Source organism: Marinobacter iranensis (genome assembly GCF_029207565.1).
In the GTDB taxonomy this organism is placed as follows: Bacteria; Pseudomonadota; Gammaproteobacteria; order Pseudomonadales; family Oleiphilaceae; genus Marinobacter; species Marinobacter iranensis.
This window is the reverse complement of record NZ_JANCMW010000002.1, coordinates 38,168-50,390: the sequence shown is the minus strand read 5'-3', so window position 1 is coordinate 50,390 and position 12,223 is coordinate 38,168. Positions and strand designations below refer to the sequence as shown.

At 60.1% G+C, this 12,223-nt stretch carries 10 protein-coding genes; 2 read left to right on the top strand and 8 right to left on the bottom strand.

Going from position 1 to position 12,223, the window contains the following annotated elements; translation table 11 throughout:
* Nucleotides 1-12: 12 nt before the first annotated feature.
* Entirely contained in the window at nucleotides 13-1,689 is a 1,677-nt protein-coding gene (gene ilvD / locus NLU14_RS03470; protein ID WP_275704781.1) for a dihydroxy-acid dehydratase, read from the bottom strand.
* A 207-nt stretch (nucleotides 1,690-1,896) separates the two neighbouring features.
* On the opposite strand from ilvD, the gene NLU14_RS03465 reads away from it, so the two are divergent.
* Together NLU14_RS03465 and NLU14_RS03460 are read left to right on the top strand one after the other, a co-directional pair.
* Complete coding sequence (locus NLU14_RS03465) at nucleotides 1,897-2,295, top strand: glutaredoxin family protein (protein ID WP_275704780.1); 399 nt, start codon at nucleotides 1,897-1,899, stop codon at nucleotides 2,293-2,295.
* Between the two features lie 70 nt (nucleotides 2,296-2,365).
* Nucleotides 2,366-4,783 (top strand): phosphoketolase family protein, encoded by a 2,418-nt coding sequence (locus tag NLU14_RS03460; protein WP_275704779.1) that lies wholly within the window; start codon nucleotides 2,366-2,368, stop codon nucleotides 4,781-4,783.
* Nucleotides 4,784-4,808: 25 nt separating this feature from the next.
* On the opposite strand, the gene NLU14_RS03455 is transcribed toward NLU14_RS03460, so the two are convergent.
* The 7 genes from NLU14_RS03455 to NLU14_RS03425 form a co-directional block, all read right to left on the bottom strand.
* Nucleotides 4,809-5,420 carry a Yip1 family protein gene (locus NLU14_RS03455; RefSeq protein WP_275704778.1) on the bottom strand — a complete coding sequence of 204 codons (612 nt, stop codon included), beginning with the start codon at nucleotides 5,418-5,420 and terminating at the stop codon, nucleotides 4,809-4,811.
* Between the two features lie 130 nt (nucleotides 5,421-5,550).
* Complete coding sequence (locus NLU14_RS03450) at nucleotides 5,551-6,513, bottom strand: carbohydrate kinase family protein (RefSeq protein ID WP_275704777.1); 963 nt, start codon at nucleotides 6,511-6,513, stop codon at nucleotides 5,551-5,553.
* Nucleotides 6,514-6,548: 35 nt separating this feature from the next.
* Complete coding sequence (locus NLU14_RS03445; RefSeq protein WP_275704776.1) at nucleotides 6,549-7,613, bottom strand: LacI family DNA-binding transcriptional regulator; 1,065 nt, start codon at nucleotides 7,611-7,613, stop codon at nucleotides 6,549-6,551.
* A 14-nt stretch (nucleotides 7,614-7,627) separates the two neighbouring features.
* Nucleotides 7,628-8,764, bottom strand: coding sequence for an ABC transporter ATP-binding protein (locus tag NLU14_RS03440; RefSeq protein ID WP_275704775.1), 1,137 nt, complete (start codon nucleotides 8,762-8,764; stop codon nucleotides 7,628-7,630).
* 49 nt (nucleotides 8,765-8,813) lie between these two features.
* The gene (locus NLU14_RS03435) at nucleotides 8,814-10,430 is read right to left on the bottom strand and encodes an alpha-amylase family glycosyl hydrolase (RefSeq protein ID WP_275704774.1); all 1,617 of its coding nucleotides are present in this window, start codon (nucleotides 10,428-10,430) and stop codon (nucleotides 8,814-8,816) included.
* A gap of 16 nt (nucleotides 10,431-10,446) precedes the next feature.
* Nucleotides 10,447-11,223 (bottom strand): carbohydrate ABC transporter permease, encoded by a 777-nt coding sequence (locus tag NLU14_RS03430; RefSeq protein WP_420845038.1) that lies wholly within the window; start codon nucleotides 11,221-11,223, stop codon nucleotides 10,447-10,449.
* 62 nt (nucleotides 11,224-11,285) lie between these two features.
* Nucleotides 11,286-12,158 carry a carbohydrate ABC transporter permease gene (locus NLU14_RS03425; RefSeq protein WP_420845037.1) on the bottom strand — a complete coding sequence of 291 codons (873 nt, stop codon included), beginning with the start codon at nucleotides 12,156-12,158 and terminating at the stop codon, nucleotides 11,286-11,288.
* Nucleotides 12,159-12,223: the final 65 nt, after the last annotated feature.

The window sequence follows — 12,223 nt, the reverse complement described above, 5'->3', positions numbered from 1 at the left end:
TCCGGCGAGCGGTCAGGGCTTATCCGTAACCGCACCTTCTGAAGCGGAGCTTACGGTGCGCGCATACTTTGCCAACACCCCCCGGGTGAACCTTGGAGCGGGTGCTCGCCATGCCTTGCGGCGATGGGCCATCTCCTGGTCTGAAACATCCAGTTCAATACGGTTGGCAACGGCATCAATGGTGATGGTGTCACCGTTCTCGACCAACGACAGCGGCCCGCCTTCAGCGGCTTCCGGCGTAATATGGCCAACCACGAAGCCATGGCTGCCGCCGGAGAAACGCCCGTCGGTAATCAGCGCCACATCGCTGCCCAGGCCCTTACCCATGATGGCGGAGGTGGGCGTCAGCATCTCCCGCATACCCGGGCCGCCTTTCGGCCCCTCATAGCGAATCACCAACACATCCCCGGCCACAACGGTGCCATCCATGATCCGCTCCTGGGCTTCTTCCTCGGAGTGAAACACGCGGGCCCGCCCCGTGAAATGCGTCCCTTCCTTGCCGGTGATCTTGGCCACCGCCCCGGTAGGCGCCAGGTTGCCGTAGAGAATGCGCAGGTGGCTGTCCGCCTTGATGGGGTTGTCAAAGGCGTGGATGATGTCCTGGTTTTCCGGATAGGGCGCGACGTCCTTCAGGTTCTCCGCCAGTGTCTGGCCGGTCACGGTCATACAGTCGCCGTGCAGCATGCCCCGGTCCAGCAACATCTTCATCAACGGCTGAATGCCGCCGATGGCGACCAGCTCGGACATCATGTAATGGCCGCTGGGACGCAAGTCCGCCAGCACCGGAACCCGCTTGCCAATCTCCACGAAATCATCCAGCGCCAGTTCAACGCCAACGGTGCTGGCCATGGCGATGAGATGCAATACCGCATTGGTTGAACCACCGAGGCTAATCACCACGGTAATGGCATTCTCGAACGCTTCCCGGGTCATGATGTCCGATGGCTTCAGGTCCCTGTCAAGCAGGTTGAGCACTGCCGCACCTGCCGCCCGGCAGTCCGCCGCCTTGGTGTCGGAAATGGCGTTCTGGGCCGAACTTCCCGGCAGGCTCATGCCCATGGCCTCAATGGCCGAGGCCATGGTGTTGGCGGTATACATGCCACCGCAGGAACCCGGGCCCGGAATCGCGGTTTCCTCGATCTGCTTAACCTCAATCAGGTCCAGGTCGCCACGGGCGTGGGCACCCACCGCCTCAAACACCGAGATGATATCGGTGTGGTTCTCACCGGGCATGATGGTGCCGCCGTAGACAAATACCGACGGCCGGTTCAGCCGCGCCAGGCCCATCATGCAGCCGGGCATGTTCTTGTCGCAGCCACCGATGGCCACCAGGCCGTCAAACCCTTCGCAACCGGCCACGGTTTCAATGGAGTCGGCAATCACTTCCCGCGAGACCAGTGAATACTTCATGCCCTCCGTGCCGTTGGCAATGCCGTCCGACACGGTAATGGTATTGAACGTCAGGCTCTTGCCCCCGGCCTCGTCGGCCCCGGCGGCGGACTCTTCCGCCAGCCGGTTGATGTGCATGTTGCAGGGGGTCAGGTTGCTCCAGGTGGACGCAATGCCGATCTGGGGTTTGCGGAAATCATCATCAGTGAAGCCCACGGCCCGCAACATCGCGCGGCTTGCCGACTTGCCCAGACCATCCACCACTTGCGACGAGTGGCGGCGGCGCTTGTCATCTGTCATCGCTTTGTTCTCCTGTAAACCGCCGGTAAGCCCGGCTTGCTGTTATGAACAAGAGACTGGCAGAAACACCCCGTGACAGCAATACACCCTCGGCGCCAACGCTGGCCAGGCCTGGCCCGAAACCCGGTCAAATGATACTGTACGCGCTTCCGTTCCTGGTGAGGTCGGGTACCGGCCCACCCCTCTAACCGGAGCCGTATCCCGTCCATGAGATTCATTATTCGTTATTTCTTCCGCACTCTTCGGCTGATCCTGACACCGTTCATGCTGATCAGCGAAAAAATCAGCACTCCAAGCAGCGTCAAGCGCAGCGCTGACGAACAGGCAAAGGTCGACCGTGCCTGCGAGGACCTGGCGCTTTACCAGTTCACGGCCTGCCCTTTCTGCATCAAGGTTCGCAAGGAAATGGCCCGCCTCGGGCTGAATATCGAAACCCGCAATGCGCAGCATAATGACGACCACCGCTCCGCGCTGGAAACCGGCGGCGGCCGCATCAAGGTGCCCTGCCTGCTGATCCACCAGGACGGTGGCGAGGAAACCTGGCTGTACGAATCCGACGACATCAATAAGTGGCTGCAACGGCAGTTCGAACCAGCCGCTAACTGATCTGCATCAACGGCAGTTACGCTCATGGCTTCTATACTTTCTCCATAGTTTGAAGCCACGGAGGCACCACATGTCATCGCCCACCCAGCACGACGCCACGGAAAACACCGGTTCGCCCGTCCCGCCGTACGAACACTGGCGCCGTGGCTACGGCGTTATCCGGCATTCTGAGGCCACCTGCGAGCAGGCCAGGGCCCTGGCAAAAGAACTGGTCGCCGCCGGCCACCAGCCGGACACCGACACCGTCTTTCGCAAACTCGCGGGCCTGGACAGACTGGCCAGCGCCGGGCTCTGGCTGGTGGCACACATGACCTACACCAACCGGGTCGATGTCGCCGGTAACCCGCTATCGCCCCGGGACTTCAAAGCCAGCCCCGAGGGCCACACCGGCGGAGCGCTGAATATGGTGCCTGCCTATGCCGCCTACCTTGCACTGAACAATCTCACCGGCCAGACCCGCAGCTGGCTGATGGGCCAGGGGCACTGCGTTGCGGCTATTGACGCCCTGAACGTACTCACGGGTAACCTCCACCCGGAACAGGATGCCCGCTACTGGGGCGACGAAGGGTTGTCCCGGCTGGTTTCAGACTTCTACAGCTACCGCCAGCGGCCGGATGGAGGGATGGAAGCGCCCCTGGGCAGCCACGTGAATGCACACACGGCTGGCGGCATCATTGAGGGCGGTTATCTGGGCTTCGCCGAGCTCCAGTACACCCATATGCCACTGCCCGGGGAATCCCTAGTGGCCTTTCTGTCCGACGGTGCCGCGGAAGAACAACGCGGCAGCGACTGGGTGCCACGCTGGTGGCGGGCTGAAGACTGTGGTGCCGTGTTACCGGTGATGATTGCCAATGGCCGCCGTATCGAGCAGCGCACGGAACTCGGGACCCGGGAGGGCCTGGAGAGGTACAGCGAACATCTGGCTCATTGTGGCTTTGAGCCCATCCGCTTTGACGGTCGTGATCCGGCTGCGTTCGTTTGCACCCTGTTCACCATGGAACAAAGGCTTGCCTGCTACGGGGAACGCGCCCGCACTGGCGATGTCGGCTACCCGGTTTCAATACCCTATGGCATTGCGGAAACCGCCAAAGGCTATGGCTTCTATGGTGCTGGCAGCAATGCTGCCCACAACCTGCCACTGCCCGGCAACCCCAGGATCGACGCCCGTGCCCGGGAGCTGTTTCATCACCATGCAGGCCTGCTGTGGGTGCCACCGAAGCAGCTGGCGGATGCTGTCAGCCTGCTCAACCAGCATCAGCAGCAAATGCGCCCGCTGGAACGGGATCATCCGCTGGCGGTCCGAAATCCCCCGGAACCGGCAATGCCGTCATTACCGTCGTCAACGGAAAATCGCTCCCCGATGCAGGCGGTCGATGATTTTTTCCGGGCCCTGGTCCAGGCCAATCCCGGCCTGAGACCTCGTGTCGGTAACCCGGACGAGCTCGCCAGCAACCGTCTCAACGGGGTGTTAGAGGCGCTGAAACACCGGGTGAACGATCCCGAAAGCGATCAGGAATCCGTGCATGGGCAGATCATCACCGCACTCAACGAGGAGGCCGTGATATCAGCCTGTCTGGCCAACAAGGCCGGCCTGAACCTGGTGGCCAGCTACGAGGCCTTCTGCGTGAAAATGCTGGGCGCCATCCGCCAGGAACTGATCTTTGCCCGCCACCAGAAGGAAGCGGGCAGACCTGCTCGCTGGCTTGGCTTCCCGATCATCGCCACATCCCATACCTGGGAAAACGGCAAGAACGAGCAGTCCCACCAGGACACCACCTTCTGTGAAAGCCTGCTGGGAGAGATGAATGATGTCAGTCGCGTGCTTTTCCCCGCCGACTACAACAGCACCCTGGCCGCCTTGCCCGGCGTGTACCAGGGGCGTGGGCAACTGTCCTGCATGGTGATTCCGAAGCGCGAACGGCCGACGGTGTTCGACCGTCGTGAAGCCAAGACCCTGGCGAAGAACGGCGCGCTCGTCGTCGACGAGGACATCTCGGCGGGTGACCCCGTGCTGCTGATTGCCAACGGCGCCTATCAACTGTCTGAACTCATCCGCGCCAGTGTACGCCTGCGTGAAACAAGTACGCCTTTCCGGCTGGTGTACATTCAGGAACCCGGCCGTTTCCGGGAGCCAAGGGACCATCTGGAAGCAACCCAATGTATGCAGACTCTGGAGCGAGAGCGCTTGTTTCCCAGGTCTATGCACCGGCGTGTTGCGCTAACACACATGCGTCCGGAGGTATTTCGCGGCCATCTGTCTGTGCTGTTCCCGGAGCCCTCAAACTCCCGGGTGCTGGGATACATCAACCGTGGCGGCACCCTGAATGAAGCGGGCATGTTGTTTGCCAACCGCTGTTCCTGGGCCCATGCCCTGGCGGCCTGTGCAGAGGTACTGGAACGGCCGCCCGGGGAGTGGCTTTCCAGCGCGGAACTGGCTGCCATTGAAGGCCGCGGCGATGCCGCCATCGTTACCCGGGGTTCGGGCTAGACTGGGTTAAACGTCCACCAGGCCGTTAACCCTGTATAAATACCGGGCCGAAACCGTAGTTCCAGAGAATAACGGAACCAACACGGGTGGAAACCAGTATGACCAACGCCACTGTCAGGAGGGCACCGGCATACATCACCGCCTGGTCCTTGGGGATACCCATGACAATCGGCAGGCCGTCGTACATCAGCCAGGCGCCATAACAGGCCGCCACCAGGAAAACGACAGCATTGAACCAGGGTACCGGATAAAGCAGCGCAAATCCGGCCAGGAACAGTGGCGTACAGGAGTATGATGCCAGCGCGATACCATTGGACGGCACCACTTCCTCATGGGCACCATAGGTCTTGGCCATCCAGTTGATGGCATAGCCCAGCGCAAACACCCCCACAAGCATGGCCAAGTAGGTCAGCACACTCATTTGAAGGGCGCTGATTTCCGTCAGTTTGATCACACGTTCGCTACCCACGGTCCAGCCGAAATGCGCCGTCGAGATGTAGGCGCAGATCGGCGCGATGGCTGCGAGGACCAATACATAGGCAACGTATAGCCGTCTGGGAGGCGCATGTTCCTTGCGGATTTCCGCCCACTCACTGTCCGGGTGGGTAAAAAGTCCAAACGCGTGATTCAGGAGCATAGCTCGACCCCCTTGGGTTGATATTATTGTTAGACAAATTGATACGCCCTGCGGACCTGAACAGATCAGGCCTGCCTCTACTTAACTATAGTCAAGAATTGCAGAAGGAAAAGCCGCAGGAGCATGAAATTTATCCGGTTTCCGGTATCATACCCTGCAACTGATCAAATGTTGGCAAGGCCTCGAACGCTCCATAGTGCATGGCAGCGAACGCGCCGCACCGGGCGGAGAATGCCAGTGCCGCTTCAATGTTGCCCGGTTTTTCCAGCCAGTCGTTGAAGGCCATGCTGTCAGCAACCTGCCTGCCAAGTCCATACAGTAAACCGGCAACGAAGGAATCACCGGCCGCCGTGGTATCCTTCGCCTCAACTGTCGGTGGCTGCACGGTGACTTTCCGGTCCGGACTGTAGGCGTGTAGCGGCCCCGCTCCGTCCGAAACCAGCAAGAGCCGAACGCCCTCTTTCAACAGGTTGCCTGAGAGGTCGGCCCCTTCGCCGAACAGCGCCTCCAGTTCCTCACGACTGAATTTGACAATATCCGCCATACCCGCAGCCTTCAGGATATGTTGCGCCGGCACTTCGTCATCAGGCCAGAGTGCTTGCCGGTAGTTCACATCAAAACTGACCAGACAACCGTGCTCCCTGGCCCGTCGCATCATTGCAAAGGTGGTCTTCCGGATGTCTGGCGTCGTCAGGGTGTTTGAGCAAACATGGACAATTCGGGCCTTGTCCAGCGCTTCATCCGGGCACATTCCGGACTCATAGAGCAGGTCCGCCGTCCCGTTTCGGTAGAACGCAAAGCTACGCTCACCCTCGTGGTCGAGGGTGACAAAGGCCAGCGCTGTCATTGCCTCGGTAGTCTGGCGGGTAAGCGATACATCAACGCCATAGCCGGCCAGCGCACTCACAATGTCGCTACCAAACACATCGACGCCCACCTGCCCGACAAAACCAGAGCTACCACCGAGCCTGGCGACGCCAACGGCTACATTGGCCGGGGCACCACCGGGCTGCGGAATGTACCGTCGCCGGCCCGACTGTGTTTCACCGCGCATATCAATCAGTGCCTCACCAAAACAGAGCACATCCGTCACGTTGGTTCTCCTCTGAGTATTTTTCCGGTTGCCGGTTATGGGCAACTCTCCCGCACCAGCAGGCAGGTTGGCAGCAGCACGTTCCGGTCTTCCTTCTCGCCCAGGAAAATCTGCGCGGCGGTGCGGCCTTTCTCGGCGCTCTGTTGGTACATGGTTGTCAGTGAGGGATGCAGGTTGGCCCCTTCCGGAATGCCGTCAAAGCCAACAATGCGCACGTCTTCCGGCACCCTCAGCCCCATTTGCAGGGCAACCTGAATGGACGCGAGGGCAATCCGGTCACTCATACACAGTAGCAGGTCCGGCCGTGGCATGCTGGTAAGGGCCTCGCGAGCGGCCTGGTAGGCATCCTGATGGGTGTTGGTGGGCGTGGACCAGATCCGGTCCGACGACACCCGATGGCCCGCCTGCTCAAGTGCATCCAGGTAGCCTCGAAGGCGCCGTACGGAAATCGCCCGTACTTCATTGAACAACTCCTGGTCACGGATACGGCAGACCCGGTCGGTATCCACCAGCCTCAACCCCATGATGGCAACGTTGGCGGGTGGCTGCCTGAGGGCGTGCTCGGCAATGCATCGCGCGCCCTCGTAGTTGTCTATGTTGACCCAGGTACATCCTTCCAGGTCGAAATCCACGGCCACCATCTGCTTGCCATGCTGTAACAGGCGGTCGTAGGTTCGGCCCTTTTTCAGCCAGCCATAAACGATGAATCCGTCCACCATGGCCTCCTGCAACCGGCTGCGATGCTCATCGTCCTCCTGGGAAGACAGCAACAGCATGTTCATATGGCGCTGGTCGAAAACCTCTGCAAGGCCGTGGAGAAATTCGCTGGCCACCGGGTCCGTCAGGCTGTAGGCAAGGTTGTCCGCCAGCATGACCCCCACGTTGCCGGTCCTGCCGGTTCGCAGGCTCCGGGCGGCAGCGTTGGGGCCCATATAGCCGTGGCGACTGCACTCCTCGAGTATCCACCGGCGGCGGGCGTCCGACAGCTGATCCGGCCGGTTGAACGCATTTGAAATGGTCGCTGTGGACACATTGAGCTTCTCCGCCATCAGCTTGACGGTCAGCCGCCTTGGCCGGTTACCCGTGTTGTTCATCGCCATCCTCGACTCACTCTTTACTGACTGGCCAACTGCACGGCCTCTTCACCAGTGGGAACCGATGCCAACGGTGGCAGGCTGCGGCCATCGGTATCGAACACGTGCAACAGCGCCGGTTCCGCATTCATGGTCACCCTCTGGCCCGCCTGTACCTGACAGGGAACAGATTCACGGACCACAACGAGATCCTCCATACCCGGCATTTCCAGGTAGACATAGGCTTCGTTGCCGAGATACTCGACATTGACCACTTCCAGACCGCTGTCGGGGCCGGAAATTTCGAGTTCAATATGCTCGGGGCGCAGGCCAACGGTCATTTTTGCGCCGTCCTCCAGATGAGAGGTGCCACGGTCCAGGCTCACCGTGCCCATGCCACAGATCTTGATCTGCGATCGATTACCCTGCGCGGATCCCTGCAAGGTGGCGGGGATCAGGTTCATTTTCGGTGAACCGATAAAGCCGGCCACGAACAGGCTGGCTGGCGTTTCATAGAGTTCGTAGGGCGTACCCACCTGCTCGATATGCCCGCCGTTGAGCACCACGATCTTGTCTGCCAGGGTCATGGCTTCCACCTGGTCGTGGGTCACATAGATCATGGTCGATTGCAGCCGATCATGCAGCTTCGCAATTTCCGTGCGCATTTGCACCCGCAGGCTGGCATCCAGGTTGGACAGGGGTTCATCAAACAGCATGATCCTGGGTTCCCGGGCCATGGCGCGGCCAATGGCAACACGCTGGCGCTGGCCGCCGGACAGTTCCCGGGGCTTGCGCTGTAAAAGGCTGGTCAGTTGGAGCACCTCGGCGGTTTTTTCCACCCATTCCTGAATCCTGCCTTTGTTGGCCTTGCCCAGCTTCAGGCCGAAGGCGATGTTTTCATACACCGACATGTGTGGATACAGCGCATAGGACTGGAACACCATACCCACACCTCTTTCTTTCGGGGACAGGTCCGTAACGACCTCGCCCCCGATCTCGATATCGCCAGCGGTGGGTTCCTCCAGGCCGGCAATCAGACGTAACAGAGTCGACTTACCGCAGCCCGACGGCCCAACGAAGACGACGAATTCACCGTCCTCGATCCGCAGGTCCACATTGGGAATAATTTCAATCTTGCCAAAGGTTTTGTTGATTTTTTTCAGTTCCACACAAGCCATGGTGGAGACTCCTCTGTTGGGCCCGGCCGGTATTCCGGGCTCCGATACTTTACTGTTCCGCGAACAGTGCCTGATAAGGGGGCAACACGAGTTCGCCATTTTCCAGGCGGCCAGTAAATCCATGCCCCTGGGCGAGTTTGTTGACGTCGCAGGGTAACGGCACCCTAAGCTCCTTTCCGGTCAGGTTCAGTGCCACCAGCAGGGACTGCTCACCGGTCGTACGGAGCCAACACAGGGCCTCACCGGTACCATCAAGCACCGTGAGGTCGCCGCAGACCAGCGCCGGTTGTTGCTGCCGCCAATGGATCAGCTTCCGTATCGCGTTGAGCGTGGAATCCGGATCCGCCTCCTGGGTGCTGACAGCAAATTCCAGGTGGTCCCGGTCCACCGGCAACCACGGTTTGCCAGAGGTGAACCCGCCCTGGGCCACAGGCTCCCAGACCATGGGTGTGCGGCAACCATCACGGCCCCGGAATTCGGGCCAGAAGCTGATGCCGTAGGGATCCTGCAGCTCTTCATAAGGTACCGACGCTTCCGGTAATCCCAGCTCCTCACCCTGATACATGGACACGCTGCCCCGCAGTGACAGCAGCAATGCCATCAGGATTCGCGGGTAGGCACGCAGATCCTCGCCGCCATCGGCCCAGCGGGAGACCACCCGCACCACGTCGTGGTTGCTCAGGGCCCAACAGGGCCAGCCATCGCCGAGCCCCTGCTGGTAGCTTCGCACCACCTCCCGCACGTAGTCCGGGCCATGGCGGTCAGACAACAGGTCGAAGGAATACGCCATGTGAAGGCGATCATCACCGGCGGTGTATTCCGCCATCCGTTCAAGGGGTTTATCGTCACCGATCTCCCCCACCAGGGTGGCTTCCGGGTATTCGTCCATCAGTGCCCTCAGGTCATTGAGGAACCCGATATTCTCCGGCTGGCTAAGGTCGTTCACATGGCGCTGGTAGGTGTAGGGGTTCATGCCCTGGGCCACAAAGGTCTTGTTTTCCCCGACCGGTACCGCCGGGTTGTCCGCCAGGCTCTGGTTATGGAAATAGAAGTTAACGGTGTCCAGCCTGAAACCATCCGCACCCAATTCCAGCCAGAAGCGCATGTTATCCAGGTTGGCCTGGCGCACTTCCGGATTATGGAAATTGAGATCCGGCTGGCTCGCCAGGAAATTGTGCAGGTAATACTGCCCCCGGCGGGTGTCCCAGGCCCAGGCACTGCCACCGAAGATCGACAGCCAGTTGTTGGGTGGCGTGCCATCCGGCTTGGGATCAGCCCAGACGAACCAGTCCGCCTTGGGGTTGTCGCGGTTGCGGCGGCTCTCCTCAAACCAGGGATGGGCATCCGACGTATGGCTGATGACCTGGTCGATGATGACTTTCAGGTTCAGCCGATGCGCCTCGCTGACCAGGGCCCGGAAATCCTCCATGGTGCCGAAAATCGGGTCCACGCCCCGGTAATCAGACACATCGTAGCCAAAGTCCTTCATGGGCGAGGTAAAGAACGGCGACAGCCAGATGGCGTCAACGCCCAGCGATGCCACATAGGGCAGTTTTTCGGTTGCCCCCCTGAGATCACCGATGCCATCCCCGTTGCTGTCCATAAAACTCCGGGGATAGATCTGGTAAATAATGCCACCTTTCCACCAGGGCTGTGACTGGCTCATACACATAACTCCTCGGTTAACCTTTGACCGCGCCCGCCGTCAGGCCGGACACAATTCGACGTTGAAAAATCAGTACCAGGACCACCAATGGCACGGTGACAATCACCGAGGCCGCCATCAGGTGCCCCCAGGGCAATTCGTGCTGGGATCCGCCGGTAATCAGGGCAATGGCCACCGGAACCGTGCGTTGGTCGTCTGTCAGCGTGAAGGTCAGCGCAAACAGGAATTCGTTCCAGGCCGCTATGAATGCCAGCAGTCCGGTCGTGGCCATGGCCGGGCCCATCAGCGGGAGAAAGACCTTGAAGAGGGTGACCACCGGTGAGGCACCATCCACGATGGCCGCCTCTTCCAGCTCCTTCGGCAGTTGCCGCATGAAGGTGGTCAGAATCCAGACCGTGAACGGCAGGGTGAAAATGGTGTATGAGAACACCAGTGACAACGGGTCGTTATAGAGGTTGAAGGCGCGGATCACCTCAAACAGTCCGGAGAGAACCGCCACCTGCGGGAACATGGACACACCCAGTACGATCATCAGTACCGTGCCCCTTCCGCGAAACTGAACCCGCCCCAGGGCATAGGCCGCAGTCAGGCCAAACAGCATGGCGATCGCCACCGCCGAGGTGGACACCACTACCGAGTTCCAGATGCTGGTCACGAATGAGCCCTGCCCCAGCACCGCCTGGTAGTTCTCCAGGTTGAACGAGGTTATCCAGTAGTCAATGCTGAACAGCTCGGAGCCGCTCTTGAACGACGTCACAATGGCGTAATAGAAGGGAAACACCGTGAACAACATGATGGCGGTGAGCAATAGCCCGAACCCGGTTTTGACCGCTATTTTCCTGAGCAGTTTGCGGTTCATGCATCACCTCCAAACTGTTTGCGCCCCAGATAGAGATAGGTAATCGTCAGCAGGGCGATGATCAGGAACAAGACAGTCGAGGCCGCCGAGCCGTAACCCACGTCCTGGAATTCCACCAGTTGCTGGCGGGCATAGACCGACATCGACATGGTGTCCTCGCTGTTGGAGGTGAGCACGTAGATCACGTCGAACACCCGCAACGCGTCCAGAATGCGGAAGATAATCGCTACCATCAGTGCTGGATAGATCAGTGGCAGTGTGACGCGGAAGAACACCCGCACCGGGTGGATACCGTCTACTTTCGCTGCCTCATAGCAGTCCGAGGGCAGCATCTGCAGGGCGGCCAGTGTGAGCAGCGCCATGAAGGGGGTGGTTTTCCACACATCCACCATGATCACCGCCCACATGGACAGGTCCGCGTTGGCTGTCCAATTCAACGGCTCTGCAATCACCCCCAGGGTCATCAGTAGGTCGTTGATAATCCCGAACTGATCGTGGAGCATCCACCCCCACATCTTCGCCGACACAATAGTGGGAATGGCCCAGGGAATAAGCGTGGCGGCACGAATCCATCCTCGTCCGCGAAACTGAGCATTCAGCGTCAGCGCAATGATCAGGCCCAGTACGGTTTCGGCACCCACCGACACCACCGTGAAGAACAGCGTATTCCAGACCGCACGCCACCAGCTTGGGTCTGCCAGAACGCCATACCAGGCGCCATTGTCGTACACCAGGTAGTTCTCGAACCCGATCATGCTGTAGTTGCTGATGTCCGAGAAGCTGGCGTCGGTAAAGCTGAACCAGATGGTGCGCATCAGGGGCCAGCCGGCTACCGCCGCCAGTACCACCAGCATCGGGATCAGGAACATCCAGGCGGCGCGCAGGCGCTGACGGTGCACCCTGTTGTGCCGCCGTGTAGGGGAAACGGACCGGG

What these genes read in the sequence shown, in the direction of transcription:
- NLU14_RS03445 (WP_275704776.1), bottom strand. Translation starts at nt 7,613, where the DNA reads ATGGCGATGAACAACACGGGTAACCGGCCAAGGCGGCTGACCGTCAAG.
- NLU14_RS03440 (WP_275704775.1), bottom strand. Translation starts at nt 8,764, where the DNA reads ATGGCTTGTGTGGAACTGAAAAAAATCAACAAAACCTTTGGCAAGATT.
- NLU14_RS03435 (WP_275704774.1), bottom strand. Translation starts at nt 10,430, where the DNA reads ATGAGCCAGTCACAGCCCTGGTGGAAAGGTGGCATTATTTACCAGATC.
- NLU14_RS03430 (WP_420845038.1), bottom strand. Translation starts at nt 11,223, where the DNA reads ATGTTGTTCACGGTGTTTCCCTTCTATTACGCCATTGTGACGTCGTTC.
- ilvD (WP_275704781.1), bottom strand. Translation starts at nt 1,689, where the DNA reads ATGACAGATGACAAGCGCCGCCGCCACTCGTCGCAAGTGGTGGATGGT.
- NLU14_RS03460 (WP_275704779.1), top strand. Translation starts at nt 2,366, where the DNA reads ATGTCATCGCCCACCCAGCACGACGCCACGGAAAACACCGGTTCGCCC.
- NLU14_RS03455 (WP_275704778.1), bottom strand. Translation starts at nt 5,420, where the DNA reads ATGCTCCTGAATCACGCGTTTGGACTTTTTACCCACCCGGACAGTGAG.
- NLU14_RS03465 (WP_275704780.1), top strand. Translation starts at nt 1,897, where the DNA reads ATGAGATTCATTATTCGTTATTTCTTCCGCACTCTTCGGCTGATCCTG.
- NLU14_RS03425 (WP_420845037.1), bottom strand. Translation starts at nt 12,158, where the DNA reads ATGTTCCTGATCCCGATGCTGGTGGTACTGGCGGCGGTAGCCGGCTGG.